Annotated in this window: 24 protein-coding genes; 17 read left to right on the top strand and 7 right to left on the bottom strand. The window is 58.5% G+C overall.

Annotation, left to right across the window (positions count from 1 at the left end; genetic code table 11):
• Nucleotides 1-64 precede the first annotated feature (64 nt).
• The 7 genes from GVL50_RS10485 (at nucleotide 65) to GVL50_RS10455 (ending at nucleotide 8,522) form a co-directional block, all read left to right on the top strand.
• Nucleotides 65-1,324 (top strand): AGE family epimerase/isomerase, encoded by a 1,260-nt coding sequence (locus GVL50_RS10485; protein WP_159812816.1) that lies wholly within the window; start codon nucleotides 65-67, stop codon nucleotides 1,322-1,324.
• A gap of 118 nt (nucleotides 1,325-1,442) precedes the next feature.
• On the top strand, nucleotides 1,443-2,744 hold the full coding sequence (locus tag GVL50_RS10480) for an ABC transporter substrate-binding protein (protein ID WP_053123019.1): 1,302 nt from the start codon (nucleotides 1,443-1,445) through the stop codon (nucleotides 2,742-2,744).
• A 150-nt stretch (nucleotides 2,745-2,894) separates the two neighbouring features.
• Complete coding sequence (locus GVL50_RS10475) at nucleotides 2,895-3,803, top strand: carbohydrate ABC transporter permease (protein ID WP_008082808.1); 909 nt, start codon at nucleotides 2,895-2,897, stop codon at nucleotides 3,801-3,803.
• Entirely contained in the window at nucleotides 3,796-4,641 is an 846-nt protein-coding gene (locus GVL50_RS10470) for a carbohydrate ABC transporter permease (protein WP_007917872.1), read from the top strand. The genes GVL50_RS10475 and GVL50_RS10470 overlap by 8 nt, the downstream gene beginning before the upstream one ends.
• Nucleotides 4,642-4,643: 2 nt before the next feature.
• On the top strand, nucleotides 4,644-5,804 hold the full coding sequence (locus GVL50_RS10465) for an ABC transporter ATP-binding protein (protein WP_159812814.1): 1,161 nt from the start codon (nucleotides 4,644-4,646) through the stop codon (nucleotides 5,802-5,804).
• A 228-nt stretch (nucleotides 5,805-6,032) separates the two neighbouring features.
• Complete coding sequence (locus GVL50_RS10460) at nucleotides 6,033-7,382, top strand: carbohydrate porin (protein ID WP_159812812.1); 1,350 nt, start codon at nucleotides 6,033-6,035, stop codon at nucleotides 7,380-7,382.
• Between the two features lie 285 nt (nucleotides 7,383-7,667).
• Nucleotides 7,668-8,522 carry a D-hexose-6-phosphate mutarotase gene (locus GVL50_RS10455; RefSeq protein ID WP_159812811.1) on the top strand — a complete coding sequence of 285 codons (855 nt, stop codon included), beginning with the start codon at nucleotides 7,668-7,670 and terminating at the stop codon, nucleotides 8,520-8,522.
• A 123-nt stretch (nucleotides 8,523-8,645) separates the two neighbouring features.
• Here the strand turns inward: GVL50_RS10455 and GVL50_RS10450 are convergent, their stop codons facing one another.
• Complete coding sequence (locus GVL50_RS10450; RefSeq protein WP_171057240.1) at nucleotides 8,646-9,506, bottom strand: MurR/RpiR family transcriptional regulator; 861 nt, start codon at nucleotides 9,504-9,506, stop codon at nucleotides 8,646-8,648.
• Between the two features lie 226 nt (nucleotides 9,507-9,732).
• On the opposite strand from GVL50_RS10450, the gene zwf reads away from it, so the two are divergent.
• The 4 genes from zwf (at nucleotide 9,733) to GVL50_RS10430 (ending at nucleotide 13,613) form a co-directional block, all read left to right on the top strand.
• Nucleotides 9,733-11,199: a glucose-6-phosphate dehydrogenase gene (gene zwf, locus GVL50_RS10445; RefSeq protein WP_053123011.1), complete on the top strand. Its 1,467-nt coding sequence runs from the start codon at nucleotides 9,733-9,735 to the stop codon at nucleotides 11,197-11,199.
• A complete protein-coding gene (gene pgl, locus GVL50_RS10440; RefSeq protein ID WP_159812809.1) occupies nucleotides 11,186-11,899 on the top strand; it encodes a 6-phosphogluconolactonase in 714 nt (237 codons plus the stop codon). The genes zwf and pgl overlap by 14 nt, the downstream gene beginning before the upstream one ends.
• 17 nt (nucleotides 11,900-11,916) lie before the next feature.
• Nucleotides 11,917-12,582 carry a bifunctional 4-hydroxy-2-oxoglutarate aldolase/2-dehydro-3-deoxy-phosphogluconate aldolase gene (locus GVL50_RS10435; RefSeq protein WP_008082815.1) on the top strand — a complete coding sequence of 222 codons (666 nt, stop codon included), beginning with the start codon at nucleotides 11,917-11,919 and terminating at the stop codon, nucleotides 12,580-12,582.
• Between the two features lie 305 nt (nucleotides 12,583-12,887).
• A complete protein-coding gene (locus GVL50_RS10430; RefSeq protein WP_159812807.1) occupies nucleotides 12,888-13,613 on the top strand; it encodes an intradiol ring-cleavage dioxygenase in 726 nt (241 codons plus the stop codon).
• Between the two features lie 5 nt (nucleotides 13,614-13,618).
• Here the strand turns inward: GVL50_RS10430 and GVL50_RS10425 are convergent, their stop codons facing one another.
• Entirely contained in the window at nucleotides 13,619-14,800 is a 1,182-nt protein-coding gene (locus GVL50_RS10425) for an aminotransferase class V-fold PLP-dependent enzyme (RefSeq protein WP_159812805.1), read from the bottom strand.
• A 28-nt stretch (nucleotides 14,801-14,828) separates the two neighbouring features.
• On the bottom strand, nucleotides 14,829-15,065 hold the full coding sequence (locus GVL50_RS10420) for a DUF3820 family protein (RefSeq protein ID WP_003213031.1): 237 nt from the start codon (nucleotides 15,063-15,065) through the stop codon (nucleotides 14,829-14,831).
• A gap of 205 nt (nucleotides 15,066-15,270) precedes the next feature.
• On the opposite strand from GVL50_RS10420, the gene GVL50_RS10415 reads away from it, so the two are divergent.
• The gene (locus GVL50_RS10415) at nucleotides 15,271-15,738 is read left to right on the top strand and encodes a PA2169 family four-helix-bundle protein (RefSeq protein ID WP_038369175.1); all 468 of its coding nucleotides are present in this window, start codon (nucleotides 15,271-15,273) and stop codon (nucleotides 15,736-15,738) included.
• Nucleotides 15,739-15,877: 139 nt separating this feature from the next.
• Here GVL50_RS10415 and GVL50_RS10410 read toward each other — a convergent pair whose 3' ends face one another.
• Together GVL50_RS10410 and GVL50_RS10405 are read right to left on the bottom strand one after the other, a co-directional pair.
• A complete protein-coding gene (locus tag GVL50_RS10410; RefSeq protein ID WP_053123003.1) occupies nucleotides 15,878-16,348 on the bottom strand; it encodes a MaoC family dehydratase in 471 nt (156 codons plus the stop codon).
• Between the two features lie 42 nt (nucleotides 16,349-16,390).
• The gene (locus GVL50_RS10405) at nucleotides 16,391-17,335 is read right to left on the bottom strand and encodes an alpha/beta hydrolase (RefSeq protein ID WP_159812803.1); all 945 of its coding nucleotides are present in this window, start codon (nucleotides 17,333-17,335) and stop codon (nucleotides 16,391-16,393) included.
• 199 nt (nucleotides 17,336-17,534) lie between these two features.
• On the opposite strand from GVL50_RS10405, the gene fadD2 reads away from it, so the two are divergent.
• Both fadD2 and fadD1 read left to right on the top strand, forming a co-directional pair.
• Nucleotides 17,535-19,223 carry a long-chain-fatty-acid--CoA ligase FadD2 gene (gene fadD2, locus GVL50_RS10400; protein WP_159812801.1) on the top strand — a complete coding sequence of 563 codons (1,689 nt, stop codon included), beginning with the start codon at nucleotides 17,535-17,537 and terminating at the stop codon, nucleotides 19,221-19,223.
• Between the two features lie 347 nt (nucleotides 19,224-19,570).
• Complete coding sequence (gene fadD1, locus GVL50_RS10395; protein ID WP_159812799.1) at nucleotides 19,571-21,268, top strand: long-chain-fatty-acid--CoA ligase FadD1; 1,698 nt, start codon at nucleotides 19,571-19,573, stop codon at nucleotides 21,266-21,268.
• 235 nt (nucleotides 21,269-21,503) lie between these two features.
• Here fadD1 and GVL50_RS10390 read toward each other — a convergent pair whose 3' ends face one another.
• Nucleotides 21,504-21,881 (bottom strand): hypothetical protein, encoded by a 378-nt coding sequence (locus tag GVL50_RS10390; protein WP_008082340.1) that lies wholly within the window; start codon nucleotides 21,879-21,881, stop codon nucleotides 21,504-21,506.
• A 198-nt stretch (nucleotides 21,882-22,079) separates the two neighbouring features.
• Here GVL50_RS10390 and GVL50_RS10385 point away from each other — a divergent pair, with 198 nt between their 5' ends.
• From GVL50_RS10385 to def, 3 genes are all read left to right on the top strand, one after another.
• Nucleotides 22,080-22,271: a CsbD family protein gene (locus GVL50_RS10385; protein WP_053122994.1), complete on the top strand. Its 192-nt coding sequence runs from the start codon at nucleotides 22,080-22,082 to the stop codon at nucleotides 22,269-22,271.
• Between the two features lie 165 nt (nucleotides 22,272-22,436).
• Nucleotides 22,437-23,393, top strand: coding sequence for a YihY/virulence factor BrkB family protein (locus GVL50_RS10380; RefSeq protein WP_053122992.1), 957 nt, complete (start codon nucleotides 22,437-22,439; stop codon nucleotides 23,391-23,393).
• Complete coding sequence (def, locus tag GVL50_RS10375) at nucleotides 23,390-23,929, top strand: peptide deformylase (RefSeq protein ID WP_053122989.1); 540 nt, start codon at nucleotides 23,390-23,392, stop codon at nucleotides 23,927-23,929. Before GVL50_RS10380 ends, def begins: the two co-directional genes overlap by 4 nt.
• Before the next feature lie 81 nt (nucleotides 23,930-24,010).
• On the opposite strand, the gene GVL50_RS10370 is transcribed toward def, so the two are convergent.
• Nucleotides 24,011-24,418, bottom strand: coding sequence for a GNAT family N-acetyltransferase (locus GVL50_RS10370; RefSeq protein WP_159812797.1), 408 nt, complete (start codon nucleotides 24,416-24,418; stop codon nucleotides 24,011-24,013).
• Nucleotides 24,419-24,602 lie beyond the last annotated feature (184 nt).

The following is a 24,602-nucleotide window of genomic DNA, read 5'->3' as shown; positions in this document are numbered from 1 at the left end:
TTACAAGCCCGCCCCGGCCCGTTGTTTAGACTCCCCGCAGTCATAACAACAAAAAAGGCCACCCATGGATCGCTTCCAACCCGGCTTCAGCAGTTGGCTGAACGCCCCTGCCCACCAGCAATGGCTTGCCGCTGAAGGCCTGCGTCTGCTGGATTTCGCCAAGGCTGCAAAACTCCCGCAAGGTTTCGGCAACCTCGACGAACGCGGCCGCCTGCCAGCGAACGCGCAAGCCGAAACCATGAACACCGCGCGCATGACCCACAGCTTCGCCATGGCCCATATTCAGGGCTTGCCGGGTTTCGCTGAACTGGTCGATCACGGCATCGCCGCACTGCGCGGGCCGTTGCGTGATGCGTTGCACGGTGGCTGGTTTGCGGTCGCCGAACACCGCGACGACAACACCGGCAAAAACGCCTATCTGCATGCCTTCGTCGCGCTGGCCGCCAGCTCTGCTGTGGCTGCAAAACGCCCCGGCGCGCAAGCGTTGCTGGATGATGCGATCGACATCATCGACACCTATTTCTGGAGCGAAGAAGAGGGCGCCATGCGCGAATTCTTCAATCGCGACTGGAGCGAAGAAGAAGCCTATCGCGGCGCCAACAGCAACATGCACGCCACCGAGGCGTTCCTCGCACTGGCCGATGTCACTGAAGACCCGCGCTGGCTGGTGCGTGCGCAACGCATCGTCGAGCGGGTGATCCACGGTCACGCTGCCGGCAACGGTTACATGGTCATCGAACACTTCGATCGCGACTGGCAACCGCTGCGCGAATACAACCACGACAATCCGGCTGACGGTTTCCGCCCCTACGGCACCACGCCGGGCCACGGTTTCGAGTGGGCGCGGCTGTTGCTGCACCTCGAAGCGGCGCGGGTGCAGGCCGGCATGCTCACGCCCGGTTGGCTGGCGACCGATGCGCAGAAACTCTTCGAAAACAATTGCCGCAACGGCTGGAACGTCGATGGTTTGCCGGGCATCGTTTACACCCTCGATTGGCACAACAAAGCCGTCGTCCGTCATCGCTTGCACTGGACGCACGCCGAAGCCAGCGCCGCCGCCAGCGCCTTGCTCAAACGCACCGGCGATGAGCAATACGAAACCTGGTACCGGCTGTTCTGGGAATTCTGCGAAACGCATTTCATCGATCGTTGCGACGGCAGTTGGCATCACGAACTCAATCCGCAAAATGTCCCAAGTGCCGATATCTGGGCGGGCAAACCCGACCTGTATCACGCCTGGCAAGCGGTGCTGATCCCTCGTCTACCCTTGTCACCGAGCATGGCGACTGCTTTGGCGCAGTTGTCTCAAGAGATTCCTGTGTAACCATGCGGTGACATTCGCGCGTCCCTTCGTTACCTGCGAAGGGAATCGCCCTGTTTAAACTCCTGTGCAGCGCAAGCACCAGACTTGCATGCATAACAACAAGAAAGGTACATCTCAGATGAATGCGATTTCTCGCCTCGCTACTGTCATTTCTGTCGCCTCCCTGTTCCCGCTCGCAATTCTGCCTCTCAGTGTTTCTGCTGCCGAATCCAAAGGTTCGGTCGAAGTCGTGCACTGGTGGACGTCCGGTGGCGAAAAAGCCGCTGTTGATGTGCTCAAGGCTCAAGTCGAAAAAGACGGTTTCACCTGGAAAGACGGCGCTGTCGCCGGTGGTGGCGGTGCCACTGCCATGACCGTGCTGAAAAGCCGCGCAGTCGCCGGCAACCCGCCTGGCGTAGCCCAGATCAAAGGCCCGGACATCCAGGAATGGGCATCGACCGGCCTGCTCGACACCGACGTGTTGAAAGACGTCGCCAAGTCGGAAAAGTGGGACAGCCTGCTCGACAAGAAAGTCTCCGATACCGTGAAGTACGACGGTGATTACGTGGCCGTGCCGGTGAACATTCACCGCGTGAACTGGCTGTGGATCAACCCGGAAGTCTTCAAGAAAGCTGGCATCACCAAGAACCCGACCACCCTCGAAGAATTCTACGCTGCGGGCGATAAGCTGAAGGCTGCGGGCTTCATTCCGCTGGCGCACGGCGGTCAGCCTTGGCAGGACAGCACCGTGTTCGAAGCCGTGGTGCTGTCGGTCATGGGTGTTGATGGTTACAAGAAAGCCCTGGTTGATCTGGACAACGGCGCGCTGACCGGTCCGGAGATGGTCAAGGCACTGACCGAGCTGAAGAAAGTCGCGACCTACATGGACGTCGACGGCAAAGGTCAGGACTGGAACCTGGAAGCGGCCAAAGTCATCAATGGCAAGGCCGGCATGCAGATCATGGGTGACTGGGCCAAGTCCGAATGGACTGCCGCCAAGAAAATCGCCGGCAAGGATTACGAGTGCGTAGCCTTCCCGGGCACCGACAAAGCGTTCACCTACAACATCGACTCGCTGGCTGTGTTCAAGCAGAAAGACGCAGGCACTGCGGCCGGTCAGAAAGACATCGCCAAAGTCGTGTTGGGTGAAAACTTCCAGAAAGTCTTCAGCATCAACAAAGGCTCGATCCCGGTTCGCAACGACATGTTGAACAACATGGAAGCGCTGGGCTTCGATTCCTGCGCACAGACCGCTGCCAAAGACTTCCTGGCTGACGCCAAATCCGGCGGCCTGCAACCAAGCATGGCGCACAACATGGCGACCACGCTGGCCGTGCAAGGCGCGTTCTTTGATGTCGTGACCAACTACATCAACGACCCGAAAGCCGACCCGGCCGACACCGCCAAGAAACTCGGCGCAGCGATCAAGTCCGCCAAGTAATGCTTAGCCCCTGTAGGAGTGAGCCTGCTCGCGATAGCAGTTTGTCAGGTAACAGATTCATCAACTGACACACCGCAATCGCGAGCAGGCTCACTCCTACAAAGGGGCGAGTTGCCCATGTAGTCCTTTTCTCTCGTACTGGATTTCCCCATGAGTTCTGTTGCTGTGTTCAGCAAGGCCTCGCCGTTCGATGCATTGCAGCGCTGGCTACCAAAACTGGTGCTGGCGCCGAGCATGTTCATCGTTCTGGTGGGCTTCTATGGCTACATCCTGTGGACGTTCGTGCTGTCGTTCACCACCTCGACTTTCCTGCCCAACTACAAGTGGGCCGGTCTGGCGCAATACGCGCGGTTGTTCGATAACGATCGCTGGTGGGTCGCGAGCAAAAACCTCGCGGTGTTCGGCGGCATGTTTATCGGTATCACTCTGGTGATCGGCGTGTTGCTGGCGGTGTTCCTCGACCAGCGCATCCGTCGCGAAGGCTTTATCCGCACCATTTACCTGTACCCGATGGCGCTCTCGATGATCGTCACCGGTACCGCGTGGAAATGGCTGCTCAACCCGGGCATGGGCCTGGACAAATTGTTGCGTGACTGGGGCTGGGAAGGCTTCCGTCTCGACTGGCTGATCGACCCTGATCGCGTGGTGTATTGCCTGGTGATCGCTGCTGTCTGGCAAGCCTCTGGCTTCATCATGGCGATGTTCCTCGCCGGCCTGCGTGGCGTTGATCAATCGATCATCCGTGCCGCCCAGATCGATGGCGCGAGCATGCCGATGATCTACTGGAAAGTCGTGCTGCCAAGCCTGCGTCCGGTGTTCTTCAGTGCCGTGATGATTCTGGCGCACATCGCGATCAAGAGCTTCGACCTGGTCGCGGCGATGACCGCTGGTGGTCCGGGTTACTCCTCCGACCTGCCCGCAATGTTCATGTATTCCTTCACCTTCAGTCGCGGCCAGATGGGCATGGGCTCGGCCAGTGCGATTCTGATGCTCGGTGCGATCCTCGCGATCATCGTGCCTTACCTGTATTCCGAGCTGAGGACCAAGCGCAATGACTAGTCTCGCTGCCAAACCTGCTATCAGCCTGAGTCGCATCGCGATCTACGCGGTGCTGATCCTTGCCGTACTGCTTTATCTGGTGCCGCTGGTGGTTATGTTGCTGACCAGCTTCAAGACCCCGGAAGACATCAGCACCGGCAACTTGCTGAGCTGGCCGACCGTGGTCAGTGGCATCGGCTGGGTCAAGGCCTGGGCCACGGTTGACGGTTACTTCTGGAACTCGATCAAGATCACCGTTCCTGCCGTGATCATCTCCACCGCCATCGGTGCGTTGAACGGTTATGTGCTGTCGTTCTGGCGCTTCCGTGGTTCGCAGTTGTTCTTCGGTCTGCTGTTGTTCGGTTGCTTCCTGCCGTTCCAGACCGTGCTGCTGCCGGCCTCGTTCACCCTCGGCAAAATGGGCCTGGCGAGCACCACCACCGGCCTGGTGTTTATCCATGTGGTTTACGGTCTGGCGTTTACTACGCTGTTCTTCCGTAACTACTACGTGAGCATTCCGGATGCGCTGGTGAAAGCCGCACGTCTGGATGGCGCGGGTTTCTTCACGATTTTCCGCCGCATCATTCTGCCGATGTCGACGCCAATCATCATGGTCTGCCTGATCTGGCAATTCACCCAGATCTGGAACGACTTCCTGTTCGGTGTGGTGTTCTCCAGCGGTGATTCGCAACCGATCACGGTGGCGCTGAACAACCTGGTCAACACCAGCACCGGCGCCAAGGAATACAACGTTGATATGGCAGCGGCGATGATCGCCGGCCTGCCGACCCTGCTGGTCTATGTGGTCGCAGGCAAGTATTTCGTGCGCGGGCTGACGGCCGGCGCAGTCAAGGGGTAATCATGGCAACGCTCGAACTTCGCAACGTAAACAAGACCTACGGTGCCGGCCTGCCGGACACCCTGAAGAACATCGAACTGTCGATCAAGGAAGGCGAATTCCTGATCCTCGTCGGCCCGTCGGGCTGCGGCAAATCGACGTTGATGAACTGCATCGCCGGTCTCGAAACCATCACCGGCGGCGCGATCATGATCGGTGATCAAGACGTCAGCGGCATGAGCCCGAAGGATCGTGACATCGCCATGGTGTTCCAGTCCTACGCGCTGTACCCGACCATGAGCGTGCGCGAGAACATCGAGTTCGGCCTGAAAATTCGCAAGATGCCTCAGGCGGCGATCGACGAAGAAGTCGCGCGTGTGGCCAAGCTGCTGCAGATCGAACATTTGCTGAACCGTAAACCGGGTCAGCTCTCCGGTGGTCAGCAACAGCGTGTGGCGATGGGCCGTGCACTGGCGCGTCGGCCGAAGATTTATCTGTTCGACGAACCGTTGTCCAACCTCGACGCCAAACTGCGCGTCGAGATGCGCACCGAAATGAAACTGATGCACCAGCGCCTGAAAACCACCACGGTCTACGTGACCCACGACCAGATCGAAGCGATGACCCTGGGCGACAAAGTGGCGGTGATGAAGGACGGCATCATTCAGCAGTTCGGTACGCCGAAAGAGATCTACAACGACCCGGCCAACCTGTTCGTCGCGAGCTTCATCGGTTCGCCGCCAATGAACTTCATTCCGCTGCGCCTGCAACGCAAGGACGGTCGTCTGCTGGCGCTGCTCGACAGCGGCCAGGCCCGTTGCGAGTTGCCGATGAGCATGCAGGATGCCGGTCTTGAAGATCGCGAAGTGATCCTCGGCCTGCGCCCGGAGCAGATCGTTCTGTCGAACGGCGAAGGCAATGGTCTGCCAAGCATTCGTGCCGAAGTGCAGGTCACCGAGCCGACCGGTCCGGACACGCTGGTGTTCGTCAATTTGAATGAAACCAAAGTCTGCTGCCGTCTGGCGCCGGACGTGGCACCGCAGGTGGGCGAAAGCCTGACGCTGCAATTCGATCCGTCGAAAGTGTTGTTGTTTGATGCCAACACCGGCGAGCGTTTGGGTGTAGCGGGCTTGCCACAGACCGATGCGCGGTCTGCGAACGTGGCCCAATTCAAAGGCCGCTGAAATTTGATGTGGGAGAGGGCTTTTGTGGCGAGGGGATTTATCCCCGATGGGTCGCGCAGCGGCCCCATAAAAGCGGGGTCTGCTACGCAGCCCAACGGGGATGAATCCCCTCGCCACAGGGTTCACTCCTACAAAGGAGCACGCGGCGGATTGCCTGTAATCCATCGCAATTTAAGTAAACCGCGTTAGATAAAAACAGTTAATAACAATAAAGACGAGGATGTAGGGATGAAAAAGAAACACGTCAATGCCCGGTTGATCTGCCAAGTATCAGCTGCGGCGGCATTGGTGCTGGCCGGTAACGCCATGGCGGCGGATGCCTTCAGCTCCGATTCGAAATGGATGACGGGCGACTGGGGTGGCGAGCGTACCAAGCTGATCGAGCAGGGTATCGACATCAAGGCTGACTACGTTGGGGAAGTCGGTGGCAACCTGAACGGTGGCTACAACGACGACAAGACTGCGCGTTACGCTGACCAGTTCGGTCTGGGCGTGGCACTCGATCTGCAAAAGCTGTGGGGCTGGGACAACACTCAGGCCAAGATCCAGCTGACCAACCGTAACGGTTACAACATCTCCAACGACCGCGTTGGCGATCCGCGTGCCGGCACCCTGAGCTCCTCGCAGGAAGTTTACGGTCGTGGCCACATGGTGCGTCTGACCCAATTGTGGATTCAGCACCAGTTCTTCGACAACAAGCTCGACGTCAAGGCCGGTTACTTCGGTGAAGGCGAAGACTTCAACACCTTCCCGTGCGACTTCCAGAACCTGGCGTTCTGCGGTTCCCAAGTGGGTAACTGGGCCACCAACATCTGGTACAACTGGCCAGTCAGCCAGGCCGCTATCCGCGTGAAGTACAACATCAACGACGAGCTCTACGCGCAAATCGGTGCTTACAACCAGAACCCGTCGCAGCTGGAACACGGCAACGGCTTCAAACTCAGCGGCAGTGGTACCAAAGGGACTGTGTTGCCGGTTGAATTGGTCTGGTCGCCGAAGGTCAACAGCCTGCCGGGCGAATACCGCGTCGGTTACTACAAGAGCACGGCCGACGCCGACGACGTCCGTGAAGACGTCAACGGTTTCGACGCGGCTACCACGGGCGACGCGTACAAGTCCCACAGCAGCAAAAGCGGCTACTGGTTTGTGGCGCAACAGCAACTCACCAGCCACAACGGTGATGCTTCTCGCGGTCTGAACATCGCGGCCAACGCCACGTTCCACGACAAAGACACCAACTTCATCGATAACTACCAGTCGGTGATGTTTGTCTACAAAGGCCCGTTCGACGCGCGTCCGAAGGATGACGTCGGTATCGGCGCGGCACGTATCCACGTCAACGATGACGTGAAGAAAAACGCCGAGCTGCTGAACGTTTCCAACGGTGTGTCGGATTACGACAACCCGGTGTTCTCGCCGATTCGTGAAACCGAATACAACTACGAAATCAACTACGGCTTCCACGTAACAAACTGGCTGACCGTACGTCCTAACCTGCAGTACATCACTCACCCGGGCGGTGTGGATGATGTGGACAACGCATTGGTCGCTGGCCTGAAAATTCAGTCTACGTTCTAACGCGTCTGCGATAAGCTCCTCTCTATGTGCGCATATTTGCGGACAGCCAAGGCTGTCCGCTTTTTTTTGTGACATAGGTCGATGCAATCATAGGTAATGCCTCTGTGGCGAGGGAGCTTGCTCCCGCTCGGCTGCGCAGCAGTCGTAAACGCTGCTGATGAGATTTGACTGACACACCGCAGTGAATGATTCAGGGACCGCTTCGCAGCCCAGCGGGAGCAAGCTCCCTCGCCACAACAGCAATGTGGAATTTGAATACCCCCATGATTTTCAGGACCGTGGCCCATGCATGAGCATCCGCTACAACGCTTCTTCAAATCCCTGCGCGAACAGCCGATATTCGCTTGGGAGCGCTATCAGATGCGCGACGTGTTGGTGATCGATCACCCGCTGTGTCAGGCGGTGTTCAGTCGTCAGGGCGCGCAGTTGCTGCACTTTCAGCCGCGCCGGCAAAAACCGTGGTTGTGGTGTGCGGCAAAGTGGCCGCATGTCGGGGCGATCCGTGGCGGTGTGCCGGTTTGCTGGCCGTGGTATGGCCGTCATCCGAGCGAGAACGCCTGGCCGTCGCATGGCTGGGCGCGTTTGCTCGACTGGAAATTACTCGACAGCAGCACCGCCGACGATGGCGTGCGTTTGCACTGGCAATTGCAACTGTGCGACTGGCAGGTTGACCTGCACGCGCACCTTGGCGAACGCATGGATCTGCGCCTGAGCACCGAGCATCAGGATGATATGCCGTGCCAGTTAAGCCAGGCTTTGCACGCTTACTGGCGTATTGGCGATGTTGGTGAGATAGCGCTGTCTGGGCTCGAAGGTGCGCAGGGTTACGACCAGTTGAGCCGCCAGAGTTGTCAGCAGGAAGGCGAGTTGCGCGTGGATGGCGGTTGTCAGCGCGTGTTCCAGCATGACGGCGAATTGCAGCTGAAAGATCATGCCTGGCAGCGCGAGTTGTGCATTGATACCGGCGACAGTGCCGACACGGTGGTCTGGCATCCCGGGGCGCGGCCATTATTGGGCGTGACGTGGGATGAGATTTCGGAGTTTGTCTGTGTTGAAGCGGCGGCGGGCGGGACGGACAGCCTGCACCTGGCGCCGGGGGAGAAGGCGCATTTGAGTTTGCAGGCGTGGGTGGCGGCTTGATGATCGTGTGGTGAATCGGCTGGCCCCTTCGCGAGCAAGCCCGCTCCCACAGGGGGAACGCATTCCAAATGTGGGAGCGGGCTTGCTCGCGAAGAGACCGGATCTGTCAGCCGAGATTCCGGATCAGTTGAACTCATCCCCAACCGGATACCGGCTGGCATTCAAGCTCTCTTTGATCTTGCGCAAATGCGGCTGGAAATCCACCCCGCGCCGCAAGGTCATCCCGGTCGCCAACACATCCAGCACGGTCAACTGAATGATCCGCGAAGTCATCGGCATATAGATGTCGGTGTCTTCCGGCAGCGGAATGTTCAGGCTCAACGTACTGGCCTTGGCCAGCGGCGAATTCTCCGCCGTCAAACCCAACACCGAAGCCCCGTTCTCGCGAGCAATGCGCGCCACTTCCACCAGTTCACGGGTACGCCCGGTGTAGGAAATGATCACGAACAGCTCACCGGTGTGCGCCACCGAAGCAATCATCCGCTGCATCAACACATCGGCGTGCGCGGTAACCGCCAGGTTGAAACGGAAAAACTTGTGCTGCGCATCCAGCGCCACCGGTGCCGAAGCGCCGAGACCAAAGAAGTGGATCTGCCGCGCCTGAATCAACAGGTCAACGGCGCGGCTGATCAGATTCGGATCCAGCGCCTGACAAGCGCTGTCCAGCGAGGCGATGGCGCTGCCGAAAATCTTTTGCGTGTAGGCCTCGGGATTGTCATCGGCCTCGACCGCGCGGCTGACGTACGCCGCGCCACTGGCCAGGCTCTGCGCCAGTTGCAGCTTGAGTTCCGGGTAGCCGCTGACACCGAACGAACGGCAGAAACGGTTGACCGTCGGTTCGCTCACCGACGCGGCCTGGGCGAGGGCGGCGATGCTGAAGCGGGTGGCCTGCTGTGGGTTGAGCAGGATCACCTCGGCGACTTTGCGTTCGGCCTTGTTCAGGTCTTCAAGGCGACTCTGGATCTGTTCCAGTAAATTTCGCACGCGGTCCATATGGAATTCCTAATTCACCAGCGCAAAGGTGCGCTGATCTATGCAAATTGGGCCTTTGATGTGGCCCGTCACGGTGGCCTATCCTACTGATGGCTCCGACCGACCACCACTCGGAATCTGTATTTTGCGAAAATGTTGTGGTTATTACTACATTTTCCCTTGAGTGATGCCTTGAAAAAAGGTATTTGTAGCTTAACTTGATAAAAGAACAAACATCATGCCTTCGATTACGGTTGAACCGTGCACCTTTGCCTTGTTCGGCGCTCTCGGCGATCTGGCCCTGCGCAAGCTGTTTCCTGCCCTGTATCACCTCGATGGCGCCGATCTGTTGCACGAAGACACGCGCATCATCGCGTTGGCCCGTGAAGATGGCACCGAGCAGCAGCACCTGGCGTTCATCGCCGCCGAACTGCGCCGCTATGTCGGCAAAGAGCTGGACGAAGCCGTGGCCGAGCGCTTTCTTGCGCGCCTGAGCTACCTGCACGTCGACTTCCTCAAGGCTGAAGATTACGTGGCGCTGGCCGAACAGGCCGGCAGCACGCAACGCATGATTGCTTACTTCGCCACACCTGCAGCGGTGTACGGCGCGATCTGCGAGAACCTGGCGAGCGTCGGTCTGGCAGAAAACACCCGCGTGGTGCTGGAAAAACCGATCGGCTCCGATCTCGAATCGTCGCGCAAGGTTAACGATGCCGTGGCGCAGTTCTTCCCGGAGAACCGCACCTACCGCATCGACCACTATCTGGGCAAAGAAACCGTTCAGAACCTGATCGCGCTGCGTTTCGCCAACAGCCTGTTCGAAACCCAGTGGAACCAGAATTACATCTCCCACGTGGAAATCACCGTGGCCGAGAAGGTTGGCATCGAAGGCCGTTGGGGCTACTTCGACAAGGCCGGCCAGCTGCGCGACATGATCCAGAATCACCTGTTGCAGCTGCTCTGCCTGATCGCCATGGATCCACCGGCTGACCTGTCTGCCGACAGCATTCGCGATGAAAAAGTAAAAGTGCTCAAGGCGCTGGCGCCGATCAGTCCGGAAGGTCTGACCACACAAGTAGTGCGCGGCCAGTACATCGCCGGCCACAGCGAAGGCAAATCCGTCCCGGGTTACCTCGAAGAACCAAATTCCAACACCCAGAGCGACACCGAAACCTTCGTCGCTTTGCGTGCCGACATCCGCAACTGGCGCTGGGCCGGCGTGCCGTTCTACCTGCGCACCGGCAAGCGTATGCCGCAGAAGTTGTCGCAGATCGTCATCCACTTCAAGGAACCGTCGCACTACATTTTCGCCCCCGAGCAGCGCTTGCAGATCAGCAACAAACTGATCATTCGCTTGCAACCGGACGAAGGCATTTCCTTGCGCGTGATGACCAAAGAGCAGGGCCTGGACAAAGGCATGCAACTGCGCAGCGGGCCGCTGCAATTGAATTTCTCCGACACCTGGCGTAGCGCGCGGATCCCCGATGCCTATGAGCGGTTGTTGCTGGAAGTGATGAACGGCAATCAGAACCTGTTTGTCCGTAAAGATGAAATCGAAGCCGCGTGGAAATGGTGTGACCAGTTGATCGCCGGGTGGAAAAAATCCGGTGACGCGCCCAAGCCGTACGCGGCCGGGTCGTGGGGGCCGATGAGCTCCATTGCATTGATCACGCGGGACGGGAGGTCGTGGTATGGCGATATCTAATGTGCAACTGCCTGCGGGCGTAAACGCTCACGAATTCAAGAGCCCGGTGCTGTTGGCTGAAGGTCTGGCGCTGAATGTCGCCAAGCAATTGAGCGAGGCCATTGCGGCACGCGGCAACGCGGTGCTGGTGGTGTCGGGCGGTCGCAGCCCGGTGGCGTTTTTCCAGCACCTGGCCAAACAGGAACTGGACTGGTCGAAGGTCATCGTGACCCTCGCCGACGAGCGCTGGGTACCGGTTGAACATGCCGACAGCAATGCCGGTCTGCTCAAGCAGTACCTGCTCAAAGGCCCGGCGGCGAAAGCGCAGTTCCTCAGCCTTTATAGCGCTGCGGCGAACGTCGAGCAGGCTGCTGAACAGGCTGATCGCTTGCTCGCTGAGCTGCCGCCGATTGACGTGCTGGTGTTGGGCATGGGCGATGACGGTCACACCGCGTCGCTGTTCCCTAACAGTCCGAACCTGGCCGAAGCGCTGCAAGCCGATGGCACTCGCCGTTGCTGGCCGATGCTGGCGCCGAGCGTGCCGCGTCAGCGCCTGACCATGAGCCGTGCGCTGCTGGCGTCGGCGAAACACAAGATTCTGTCGATTTCCGGTCAGTCGAAACTGACCACCCTGAATGCCGCGCTGGCATCCGATGACGTCGCCGCCATGCCGGTGCGCGCGTTTCTGCAACCTACGTTAGAGATTTACTGGTGCCCATGAGCCAAGGAACAGCCGCTATGACAACCCCATCCCCGACCGTTTCCATGGCGGACAAAGTTGCCCTGATCGACAGCCTCTGCGCCAAGGCGCGGATCCTGCCGGTGATCACCATCGCCCGCGAACAGGACGTGCTGCCACTGGCCGACGCCCTGGCCGCCGGTGGTCTGACCGCGCTGGAAGTGACCCTGCGTTCGCAGTTCGGCCTCAAGGCCATTCAGATCCTGCGCGACCAGCGTCCGGAACTGATGACCGGTGCCGGCACCGTGCTCGATCGCAACATGCTCGCGGCGGCCGAAGCTGCCGGCTCGCAATTCATCGTCACCCCAGGCATTACCCGTGACCTGCTGGAAGCCAGCGTCGACAGTCCGATTCCGCTGTTACCGGGCATCAGCAACGCCTCCGGCATCATGGAAGGCTACGGTCTGGGTTATCGCCGCTTCAAGCTGTTCCCGGCGGAAGTCAGCGGTGGCGTCGCGGCAATCAAAGCCCTCGGCGGTCCGTTCGGCGAAGTGAAATTCTGCCCGACTGGCGGCGTCGGCCCGGCCAACATCAAAAGCTACATGGCGCTGAAAAACGTCATGTGCGTGGGCGGTAGCTGGATGCTTGATCCGGAGTGGATCAAGAACGGCGACTGGGCCCGCATTCAGGAATGCACCGCTGAGGCGTTGGCGCTGCTGGACTGATTATTACCAAACACTTCGTTGTGTGTTCTACGGCTTTACGGTGCGCTCGGTCGGCGCACCGTTTTTTTTTGCCCGCAGAAAAGCCAACATCAAAAGATCGCAGCCTTCGGCAGCTCCTACAGGGCGTTGATACGGGATGCAATGTAGGAGCTGTCGAGTGCAACGAGGCTGCGATCTTTTGATCTTGCTTTCAAATGGCTAGGCCAAAAGATCGCAGCCTGGAGTTACGACGCGATACATAGTTACCGCACACAGGCGATTGCGTGGCGCTAATCTGCGTTCTCTTATGGAAGAGAGAACGCATCATGGATCGAGACGCTGCAACACCCTCACCGAACCCGGTGTATCAACTGGCCCCCGAGCAAATCGCCGGGCCGTATTTTCGCAACCCGCAATTGCTGCGCCGCAACATCAGCGAAGGTGCGGAAGGCTTGCCGCTGCTGCTACGCCTGACCATCGTCGATGCCATGACCGGTGAACCGGTGAGCGGCGCGCTGGTGGACATCTGGCATTGCAACGCTCGCGGTGCGTATTCTGGCTGGAGCCGGATCAACCCGGATCTCGAAGTCGACGCCGAAGCCATCGGTTCGATCCCGCGCACCGACGATGACACCTACCTGCGCGGCAGTCAGTTCTGTGATCACAAGGGCAGGGCGCGCTTTACCACGATCTATCCGGGGTTCTACGCCGGTCGTGCGTTGCACATCCATGTGGCGGTGCGCATGGTCACAGGTACCGAGTACCTCGAAGAGCGCAACGTGGCGTGGGTCGGTCAGTTGTATTTCCCCGAAGTAGTGTCGCGCTCGGTGCTCAACGCCAAAGCCTATCGCGGTCGCGCCTCAACCGCTTTGAACAATACTCAGGACAGTTTCTTTGCCGACATGGGCGGCGAGGCTTCGACCCTGACCGTTTGGCCGATCGGCCGCGACTCCCACGAGGACGGTTTCTTCGGCCACCTGACCATCGGCATCGACACCTTTGCGGTGTCGTCGCAGATCAAACCCGAGGACTTCGACAAATACACCGTTTAGGCGATTCAGCGCAGCTCGTTCAGCGCGCGCGTCAGCAATTGCATCTCGGCAGTGGTGGTGGTCAGTCCCGGCGTGATGCGAATGCACGGCCCGCAGGCGGCGCCCGTGCGCACCACGGTGAACAGGTTGTATTCGTTGAGCAGACGCTCGGCCATCGCCTGTTGATTGTCATGGCGAGTGAAACGCAGCGCAGTGATCCCGCAATACAAGCGTGGATCGTCTGGCGTCATCACTTCGATGCCCGGCAACTGGCGCACGGCGCTGACCCACAGGTTGCGCAGGTAATTGATTCGCGCCCCTTTGGCCGCTGCGCCGCCGAGCGAGCGATGCTCTTCGAACACCAGCGGCAAGGTCATCAGCGCCGGAATGTTCGGTGTGCTGTACGAGGTGCGCGAGCGGATATCGTTGACCGGGTAGTGCATCTCGCCCATGTCCGGGTCGATATCGGCCAGCCGCTGCGGAGCGATATAGAGGAAACCGAGAGTCAGCGGTGCGCCGATCCATTTGTGCAGGTTGTACGCGGCGAAGGCGATGCCGAGGGCTTCGAAGTCGAATTCGATCTGGCCGAGGGCGTGGGCGCCATCAAGGATGATGTCGACGCCATGCTCTTTGGCCAGCGCGGCGATGGCCTGCACCGGCATCACCAGACCGCTGCGATGGGTGACGTGCGTGAGGGCCATCAGTTTCAGTTTCGGGTGACGAATAAAAGTTTCGCGGTAGGTGGCCAGCAGGCTCTCGAAAGTCGCCGGATGCGCGTGGTCAATCTCGATGACTTCGACGCCGCGATGCTTGGCTAGCCAGCGCATGGCACCTTTGACCGTGTCGTATTCGAGGTCGCAGATCAGCACCTGATCGCCGGGTTGCAGGCGGTTGTAGTTGCGGATCAGCGATTGCAGGCCTTCAGTGGCGTTGCGGGTAAACGCCACACTCTGCGCGCGCACGCCGATCAGCTCGGCCAGTTGTGCGCGGATGTCGAGGTTGTCGTATTGCTCGTAGCGCTGGCGCACATACACCGAATTGCTGGTGTTGATCAGCTCGATGTTGCGCTGGTACTCCTCGATCACCGTGCGCGACATGCGTCCGAAGTAACCGTTCTCCAGATTGATCGGGCCGGGTTGGACGTCATAGCGGCCGACAAACATTTGCCAGAAAGCTTCATCACGGGCGCGCAGGGTGTTATCGGGCATGGCGGCTGGCTCTATAGAGGAGGGCGCTTCAGTGGCGCGGGGCGGGTTTGCCATGTTTGGCACGCAGCGGTTCGAGCAGCTCGGACAAACCGTTATGGTCGATCTCCTGCATCAGTGCAAGCAATCCGCCGAGTTCGCCGTGCGGGAAACCTTCACGGGCGAACCAGTTAAGGTAAGGGCCTGGCAGGTCGGCGATGATCCGGCCCTTGTACTTGCCGAAGGGCATTTCTCGGGTGATCAGCAGTTCGAGTTTTTCGGGATTCATCAAAAGGATCGTCTGGCTTCAAATCAGATTGGAAAATACAGGCATTCTGCATGCAGGCCAAATGACAGATCATGCAAATAACCGCAATACAGATAGTTCATTTATCTTTAAGTTATTGATTTATAATTGTTTTATTCCTGAGTAAAAACTGGCACGCACACTGCAATATCCCTTGCATCTTCCACCGATCGCAAGGAATTGAAAAATGACCGACATGAATAAAGAAGCCATCTCTGTACTCAATGACCTGATTGAAACCAGCAAGGACGGTCAGGAAGGGTTCAAGACTTGCGCTGAAGACATCAAGCACCCAGAACTGAAAACCCTGTTCGTGACCCGCTCCGCCGATTGCGCTACCGCTGCAGCTGAGCTGCAAGCTGAAGTTCGCAAACTGGGCGGCGATCCGGAAACTTCCACCAGCGTCAGCGGTGATCTGCACCGTCGCTGGGTCGACGTTAAAGCGATGTTTACCGGCAAAGACGAAGAGGCTGTGCTGAACGAAGCCGAACGTGGTGAAGACCATGCGCTGAAGGCTTACAAAGAAGCACTGGAAAAAATCAACAAGCACAACCTGGTGGGCATTCGTGACCTGGTTGAACGTCAGTACCACGGCGTACAACGCAACCACGACCAGGTGAAAGCCCTGCGTAACCAGGCTCGCGCACGCTCTTAAGCGTACGCCAGTAACAAAAAACGCCAGCTAGTCTGGCGTTTTTTTATGTTTGTTTTAAAAGCAAAAGATCGCAGCCTGCGGCAGCTCCTACAGGGACGCATTCCAATGTAGGAGCTGCCGAAGGCTGCGATCTTTTAAATCAACCGATGCTGATGGCCGGCAATGTCGGCAACGTCACCGTCTGCTGTTTACGCGGTGCCAGAATCTCTGCCTCACCATCCACCACCAACTCATCACGCTGGTTAAACACGCGAGTAGCAATGCGCACGCGAAACTTCGGCAGCTTCTCAAGAATTTCCAGACGCACTGTCAGCGTGTCGCCGATCTTCACCGGCTTCTGAAAGCTCATCTGCTGACCGATATAAATAGTGCCCGGCCCAGGCATTTCGCACGCCACGGCGGCGCTGATCAGCGCCCCACTGAACATGCCGTGAGCGATGCGCTCCTTGAACATGCTGGCGGCGGCGAACTCGGCGTCCAGGTGCACCGGGTTGTGGTCGCCGGACATCGCGGCGAACAGTTGAATGTCGCGCTCTTCGACGGTCTTGCTGTAGCTGGCGGTCTGGCCGACTTCGAGGGCTTCGTAAGGGATGTTGGTAACCTGGGTCATCGGTCTTGATTCCTGTGACGGATTAAATAAATCCACAAAAAATTATTCGCTGCGTTGCGGGCGCGGATGGCTGAGCACCTGATCGATCCAGGCCAGCACATCGGCAATCACCTCATCGCGATTGGTTTCGTTGAACAATTCGTGCCGCGCCTGCGGGTAGATCTGCAGTTGCAGGTTCTGGCTGCCGGCCGAGCGCAAAGCGTTGGCCAGATCAGTCAGACGCTTGCCTTCACTCACCGGATCACATTCGCCGCCAATCACCAGCAACGGCAGGCCCGGGTTGATCTGGGCGAGATTGGACGCTTTGCTGATTTGCTGCAAGCCACCGAGCAGGTCGATCCACAGCTGATTGGTGCAGCGAAAGCCACACAACGGGTCGTTGGCGTACAGGTCGACTTCAGCCGGATCGCGGCTGAGCCAGTCGAACGGCGTGCGCACCGGTTTGAATTTTTTGTTGAACGAGCCGAACGACAACCACTCGATCAGCGCACTGCGCCCCTTGCCGCCCTGACGCAGTTTTTCCAGTCGGGCGATCTGCCGTGCCGCGCCATAAAGCGCCACTGGCTGAAAGTTCGAACCGCTGAGAATCGCCCCCTGCAAACTGGCGCTGTGGTGCAGCAGATAGGCCTGCGCGAGATAGCTGCCCATGCTGTGGCCGAGCAGGATGATCGGCACGCCGGGGTGCTGCTGGCCGATGTGTTGATTGAGGCTCGCCAAATCACCCAGCACCTTGCACCAGCCATCGTCGTCGGCGAAATGTCCGAGCGTACCGTGTTCGGCAGTTTTGCCATGTCCGCGCAAATCAGGGGCGTAGACGCCATAACCTTTGTCGCAAAACGTGTCGGCCAAACGGGCATAGCGGCCGCTGTGTTCGGCCATGCCGTGGGCCAGCAGGATCACCGCTTTCAACGGCGCGGCGGGCAGCCATTGGTTGACGAACAGGCGGCTGCGGTCACTCGCGTCCAGCCATAGGGTGTGGTGGATCATGGCGATTCCTTTGCTCAGAGTCGGCACATTGTATAGCGCGTCTGATCAGCCCACGCCACGGCAGGAAGATTCACACGATCAATGACGGCTTTGCCCGTATTTGCCTCAATGGCCATAACTGCTAGTGTCCGTGAAGCTCCGCTTTTTCAGAAATGACAGAAAGCGGCCCGGATCGGCTCAGGTAAAGAGGACAAGAACAATGCAACCTGATTTCTGGAACGACAAACGCCCGGCCGGCGTACCGCTGGACATCGACATGGGTGAGTTCAAGTCGGTGATCGAGGTGTTTGAGCGCTCCTGCAAGAAGTTCGCGGATCGCCCGGCATTCAGCAACATGGGCGTGACCCTGACCTACGCCGAGCTCGAACGTCAGAGCGCCGCTTTCGCCGGTTACCTGCAAGCGCACACCGATCTGGTGCCGGGCGATCGCATCGCCGTGCAGATGCCCAACGTCCTGCATTATCCGATTGCCGTGTTCGGTGCCTTGCGCGCCGGGCTGATCGTGGTCAACACCAACCCGCTGTACACCGCGCGGGAAATGCGTCACCAGTTCAAGGATTCCGGCGCACGTGCGTTGGTGTACCTGAACATGTTCGGCCAGAAAGTCCAGGAAGTGCTGCCCGATACTGACATTCAATACCTGATCGAAGCGAAGATGGGCGACTTGATGCCCACCGCCAAAGGCTGGCTGATCAACACCGTGATCAGCAAAGTGAAAAAAATGGTGCCGGCGTATTCGCTGCCGCAGGCGATCTCCTTCAAGAGTGCGCTGCGCATGGGCCGGGGCTTGGGCATCAAGCCGTTGAAGGTCAGCCTCGACGACATCGCCGTGCTGCAATACACCGGCGGCACCACCGGTCTGGCCAAGGGCGCGATGCTCACCCACGGCAATCTGGTGGCGAACATGCAGCAAGTGCGCGCGTGTCTGGCGCAGCTCGGGCCGGACGGTCAGCCACTGCTGCGCGAAGGTCAGGAGGTGATGATCGCGCCGCTGCCGCTGTACCACATCTATGCGTTCACCGCGAATTGCATGTGCATGATGGTCTCGGGCAACCACAACGTATTGATCAGCAATCCGCGCGACATTGCCGGGTTCATCAAAGAGCTGAAGAACTGGCGTTTCTCGGCGTTGCTGGGCTTGAACACACTGTTCGTTGCGCTGATGGATCACCCGGATTTCAAGACCCTGGATTTCTCCAGCCTGAAACTCACCAACTCCGGCGGCACCGCGCTGGTCAAAGCCACCGCCGAGCGTTGGGAGCAGATGACCGGTTGCCGCATCACCGAAGGCTACGGCCTGACCGAAACCTCGCCGGTGGCCTGCACCAACCCGTACGGCGATCAATCGCGCCTCGGCACGGTCGGTTTGCCGGTGCCGGGCACGTTGTTGAAAGTGATCAACGATGATGGCGTCGAGCAGCCAATGGGCGAGCGCGGCGAACTGTGTATCAAAGGCCCGCAGATCATGAAAGGTTACTGGAACAAACCCGAGGCCACCGCCGAAGTGCTGGATGCCGAAGGCTGGTTCAAATCCGGCGACATCGCGGTAATCGATCCGGACGGTTTCGTGCGCATCGTCGATCGCAAGAAGGACATGATCATCGTCTCCGGTTTCAACGTGTACCCGAACGAGATCGAAGACGTGGTGATGGCCCACCCGAAAGTCGCCAACTGCGCGGTGATCGGTGTGCCGGACGAGCGTTCGGGCGAGGCGGTGAAGCTGTTTGTGGTGGCGCGGGAAACCGGCGTCAGCCTGGAAGAGCTGAAGGCGTACTGCAAAGAGAATTTCACCGCGTACAAAGTGCCGAAGCACATCGTGCTGCGCGAGTCGTTGCCGATGACGCCGGTAGGGAAGATTCTGCGGCGTGAGTTGCGCGATATCGCTTAACGCCTGAAAACAAAAAGATCGCAGCCTTCGGCAGCTCCTACTGGAAACGCATTCCATGTAGGAGCTGCCGAAGGCTGCGATCTTTTGCTTTGAAGCCCCCATTTTGCGGGACTTTCAAGGTGTTCTAGGATTTTTGCTCTAAAATGACTGTTAGCAAGTCTTGAGTCATAAATATGACTGTATGGGCCGCTTTTGGCTCTAGTCGACCCTCGGCAAAGCTGCTACTCTCGGCGCGCTTTGTGACTTCTCGGCCTATCAAAAAGCCAGATTCACCAATACAAAACACACACCAATAATAATCGCATCAAATGCGGTGAAGAATTCGCGTTGCTGAGGAGTGGGCTTCCATGAACGAAGACTTTTGGAAGGATAAGTACCCCGCTGGAATTGCTGCCGACATCAATCCAGATGAGTACCCGAATATTCAGGCAGTGTTGAAGCAGTCCTGCCAACGCTTCGCCAACAAACCGGCTTTCAGCAACCTGGGCAAGACAATCACCTACGGTGAACTGTACGAATTGTCCGGTGCGTTTGCCGCGTATCTGCAACAGCATACCGACTTGCAGCCCGGTGATCGAATCGCCGTGCAACTGCCCAACGTTCTGCAGTACCCGGTGGCCGTCTTCGGTGCCATCCGTGCCGGGCTGATCGTGGTCAACACCAACCCGCTGTACACCGCGCGGGAAATGGAACACCAATTCAACGACTCCGGTGCCAAAGCCCTTGTTTGCCTGGCGAACATGGCGCACCTGGCCGAAACCGTGGTGCCGAAAACCGGCGTCAAACACGTTTTCGTCACCGAAGTTGCCGACTTGTTGCCGCCGGTCAAACGCCTGCTGATCAACAGCGTCATCAGGTACGTGAAGAAAATGGTGCCGGCTTATCACCTGCCGAAAGCCATCAAGTTCAATGACGCATTGAGCAAAGGCCAAGGCCAGCCTGTGGCCGAAGCCAACCCGCACAGCGGCGATGTCGCGGTGCTGCAATACACCGGCGGCACCACCGGCGTGGCCAAGGGCGCGATGCTCACCCACCGCAACCTCGTCGCCAACATGCTGCAGTGCAAGGCGCTGATGGGCTCGAACCTCAATGAAGGTTGCGAGATTCTGATCACGCCGCTGCCGCTGTACCACATCTATGCGTTCACCTTTCATTGCATGGCGATGATGCTGATCGGCAACCACAACATCCTGATCAGCAACCCGCGCGACCTGCCGGCGATGGTCAAGGAACTGTCGAAGTGGAAGTTCAGCGGTTTCGTCGGCCTCAACACGCTGTTCGTGGCGCTGTGCAACAACGAAGGTTTCCGCAAGCTGGACTTTTCGGCACTGAAGGTGACTTTGTCGGGCGGCATGGCCCTGCAACTGGCCGCTGCCGAGCGCTGGAAAGCGGTGACCGGTTGCTCGATTTGCGAAGGTTACGGCATGACCGAAACCAGCCCGGTCGCCACGGTGAACCCGATCCAGCATATTCAGATCGGCACCATCGGTATTCCAGTGCCATCGACCCTGTGCAAAGTCATCGACGATGCCGGTGTCGAGCAGCCAATGGGCGAAATCGGCGAACTGTGCGTCAAGGGCCCGCAAGTGATGAAGGGCTACTGGCAGCGTCAGGAAGCCACCGACGAAATGCTCGACAGCGACGGCTGGCTGAAAACCGGCGACATCGCGCTGATCCAGCCGGACGGCTACATGCGCATTGTCGATCGCAAGAAAGACATGATTCTGGTTTCCGGTTTCAACGTTTATCCGAATGAACTGGAAGACGTACTGGCGACCCTGCCGGGCGTGTTGCAGTGCGCGGCCATTGGCATCCCGGACGAGAAGTCGGGCGAAGCGATCAAGATTTTCATCGTCGCCAAACCGGGCGTGACGCTGACCAAGGAAACGGTGATGGAGCACATGCGCGCCAACGTCACCGGTTACAAGGTGCCGCGTTCGGTCGAGTTCCGCGATGCACTGCCGACCACCAACGTCGGCAAGATCCTGCGCCGCGAACTGCGCGATGAAGAGCTAAAGAAGATCAAGGCCAAGTCCGCCGCCTAAAACACAAAGCCCCGCAGATGCGGGGCTTTTTGTTGGTGCGGAGCATGGCTTGGGTTATGCGTTGAACCTGCCCCTCACCCCAGCCCTCTCCCGAAGGAGAGGGGGCCGATCGCGTGCAGTTCAAAACCTGAGTTCGACTCGATATCCCATGTCGGCGTACCTCGCCCAAACACCTCGGTCAGTTCCCTCTCCCTTGGGAGAGGGCTAGGGTGAGGGGAGGGGAGCGGCACTGATCCTACTGACGGAACGGCGCAAAATTCACATTAGTCCCCGCCGGACGCATGTCCTGCAGATACGAATCCTTGTCTGCACTCAATTCCAGGCTCAGCGCCGCTTTGCGCTTGCCTTCGTTGCGAATCACCAGCCCTTCGAGCTTTTCACGCAGAAACACCGTCGGCACTTTCAGGTGCAGCAGTTCGTCGGTGGCCGGCGTGTGCATCAGCAGGTGAATCCACTCGTACTGACCAATCGCCAGGCGCGACACTGGCAGGTCGAACCACCAGATGTTGCGGTTGCGGTTCAGTTCGGCGAAGTGGCAATTGTTGGTGCCGAGCACGGCGCCGCCCAGTTCCTTGTTTCTACGGGCGATGGCGAGCGTTTTATCGAGTTTCATAACATTCCTGCAGGATCGGTTCCTGGCGCGTGGCGCCCTTATGTTGCGCATTCTCGGGGCATTGCACGCAAACATAAAGCCCAACCTGTTCGTCGCGACGAAATGATCCGGCGAAAAATAAATGAAACTTGGCGCAAACCCGGCCAGTCAATCATTACGTACTGACTTTTCCCCCTAATTGCACCAAGGAGAAACACCATGAGTAGCACAGGCGATAAAGTAAAAGGCATGGCCAACGAAGCGGTCGGCAACGTCAAGCAAGGCGTCGGTAAAGCCACCGACAACACCAAGCTGCAGGCCGAAGGCAAAGTCCAAGAGAAAAAAGGCGAAGCCCAGCAAGCGGTCGGCAAAGCCAAGGACGCTGTCAAAAAAGGCGTCGACAAGGCGTAATCCAGCCTTGAACGAAAGACACGAGCGGCCATCCAAGGATGGCCGTTTTTGTGTCGAAACCCTGCTGGCACCCACCAAGGTTCGCCAAACAGGCTACCTTGATGTAAAAAACGGCCCCTGAGTCGCCACGACTTCAAACCTGTATTGCGGCGAAAGGAGACGCGAATGATATTTCCAGACATGAAAGGTCTGCCCCTGCACCGAGTGATGGTGCGCACGGTCACTGAATTCGTCGATGACGAAATGTCGACCTACGCCTCGGCACTGGCCTACCAGATGCTGTTCTCGCTGTTCCCGTTCATCCTATTTCTGATCGCCCTGATCGGTTTCCTGCACCTGCCGGACTTCTTCTCCTGGCTGCGCCTGCAATCGGAACTGGTGCTGCCACCGCAGGCACTGGAATCAGTCAACCCGGTGATCGACCAGTTGCAGCAGTCCAAGGGCGGCTTGCTCTCGGTCGGTATCGTCATCGCGCTGTACACCGCGTCTGCCGGCGTGCGCCTGATGATGAGCGCGATGAACGCGGCGTATGACGTGGTCGAAGGCCGACCAATCTGGAAGCGCTTTCCGCTGTCGGTGGTCTACACCGTCGGCATCGCCGGCATGCTGCTGATGGCCGCCGCGCTGATGGTGCTCGGCCCGCAAGTCATGGGCTGGATTGCCGCGCAAGTAGGGCTGGAAGAGGTCATCGTGACCATCTGGACGATCGCGCGCTGGCCGGTGATCGTGATTTTGATGATGGTTGCCGTGGCCCTCATCTATTACGTAATGCCGGACGTCAAACAGGAATTCCGCTTCATCACTCCGGGCTCGGTATTGGCCGTGGTGGTGTGGATCATCGCCTCGTTGGGTTTCGCGTTCTACGTGAAAACCTTCGCCAACTACAACGCGATGTATGGCAGCATCGGGGCGATCATCGTGCTCTTGCTGTATTTCTACATTTCCGCCGCGGTGCTGCTACTCGGCGCGGAGATGAATGCGGTGATCGAGCACATGTCCAGCGAGGGCAAAGACGAGGGCGAGAAAGTCCCCGGCGAACTCGATGAACAACCCAAACAACACGTCTCGGGCCTGGGCCGCGATCACTCGCTCAAGCCGGACACTGACGAAGCCACATCATGATCCGTGAAATCCTCAAAATGGGCGACGAGCGCTTGCTGCGCATCGCCCCGCCGGTGCCTCCGGAAATGTTCAACAGTCCTGAGTTGTGGCAACTGATCGACGACATGTTCCAGACCATGGAAAGCGTCGGCGGCGTCGGTCTGGCCGCGCCGCAGATCGGCGTCGATCTGCAATTGGTGATCTTTGGTTTCGAGCACAGCGAACGTTATCCGGACGCCGAAGCCGTGCCGCAGACGATCCTGATCAACCCGCTGATCACGCCGTTGAATCCGTTGATGGAGGAGGGGTTTGAAGGGTGTTTGTCGGTGCCGGGTTTGCGTGGCGCGGTGGATCGTTATCAGCAGATTCGCTACGAGGGTTTTGATCCGAAGGGCGAGCCGATCATGCGTGTGGCTTCAGGTTTCCATGCGCGGGTGGTTCAGCATGAGTGCGATCACCTGATCGGCCGGTTGTACCCTTCGCGGATTACTGATTTCAGCAAATTCGGTTTCACCGAAGTAATGTTCCCGGATCTCGATCCCACAGCTGACGATTAACCAGAATCAAAAGATCGCAGCCTTCGGCAGCTCCTACAGGGATAGGTGTAGGAGCTGCCGAAGGCTGCGATCTTTTGATCTTCACCCCAGGCCCATCGCAATCATCGGCTTGCTCCGCGCATACCGGCTCAATCGCTCCGCCATCGCCTGCGGCAACTCAGGATCGAACCGGAACCCGCGCCGCTCGTAAAACCCGCGCAAATCCGGATGACAGAACAGCCACACCGGTTCCGTCACGTGCTGCACCGCCGCCGCGATCAACTGCGCCGCAATCCCCTGATCCCGACACCCCGGATCAACAAACAACCCGGTCAACCAATGCCCACCCGCCACCGGTCGTAAGCACAACGCCGCAACAATTTCCCCACGTCGCGCCACCCACAATTGCGCATCACGCACGGCTTTCATCGAGGATTGGTGGCTGCGGTAAAACTTGTTCATCAACGGCCAGAGAGACGCGTCGAGCAGGCTGTATTGGGTATCGGGCATGGGTTCTGACTGTCGGTAGATTTCGCGGCGATTATAAAAGAACGCGCGCGTCTGGATAGGTGTATACCTGAGCTCACATCCCCTGTGAGTGGAGTACGCATCATGTCCAAAGGTATGGATTCAAAGAAAGCCGCGAAGAAGAAACCGGCCAAGACCGCGATTGAAAAACGCGCGGAGAAGAAGG

The organism is Pseudomonas sp. 18058, assembly GCF_902706155.1.
GTDB lineage: Bacteria > Pseudomonadota > Gammaproteobacteria > Pseudomonadales > Pseudomonadaceae > Aquipseudomonas > Aquipseudomonas rustica.
Note: the sequence above shows the minus strand (reverse complement) of the source record. Positions and strands in the feature narration are given on the sequence as shown.